Origin of the sequence: Sporosarcina sp. NCCP-2222 (assembly GCF_023168145.1) — a bacterium.
Classification (GTDB): Bacteria; Bacillota; Bacilli; order Bacillales_A; family Planococcaceae; genus Sporosarcina.
Map to the genome: position 1 here is coordinate 1 of NZ_BQYK01000023.1, position 592 is coordinate 592.

A 592-nucleotide genomic window follows, 5' to 3' on the forward strand; every position below is an offset into this window, starting at 1 on the left:
TAACTTAACCTTCATTCGGCTTCCGATACACTGCGCATTACTTCGTCAGCTCCGTCACTGCGGTCCTCACGTGCCTAAGCACGCTCCGGTCCTCGTTCGGTCGCTTCCTCGTCCTGCTTGCGTCTCGAAACCCTCGGGTGATTATTAGTACTTAGCGATAAGCACAAAATAATCGTTAAAAAGTATTGCATGTTCAATCACAAAGTGATCGACTCGGTTGATTACTTGATGTTTTGTTGCTTTCAATGTCGTTTTATCCAGTTTTCAAAGAACAAAATTGGTGGAGCCTAGCGGGATCGAACCGCTGACCTCCTGCGTGCAAGGCAGGCGCTCTCCCAGCTGAGCTAAGGCCCCGTAAAAGTGTATATGGTGGGCCTAAGTGGACTCGAACCACCGACCTCACGCTTATCAGGCGTGCGCTCTAACCAGCTGAGCTATAGGCCCCTAACGGGTATTTTATGAAGTTTCAAATACTTGAACCTTCAAAACTGAACGCAAAACGTCAACGTATGAACCGGAGGTTCATATTCCGTAATTATCCTTAGAAAGGAGGTGATCCAGCCGCACCTTCCGATACGGCTACCTTGTTACG

At 48.3% G+C, this 592-nt stretch carries 2 tRNA genes; both read right to left on the reverse strand.

Annotated elements, in window-relative coordinates:
- Nucleotides 1-278: 278 nt before the first annotated feature.
- Nucleotides 279-354 (reverse strand) — tRNA-Ala (locus tag NCCP2222_RS20680).
- A gap of 13 nt (nt 355-367) precedes the next feature.
- Nucleotides 368-444: transfer RNA gene (locus tag NCCP2222_RS20685), tRNA-Ile, on the reverse strand.
- Nucleotides 445-592: the final 148 nt, after the last annotated feature.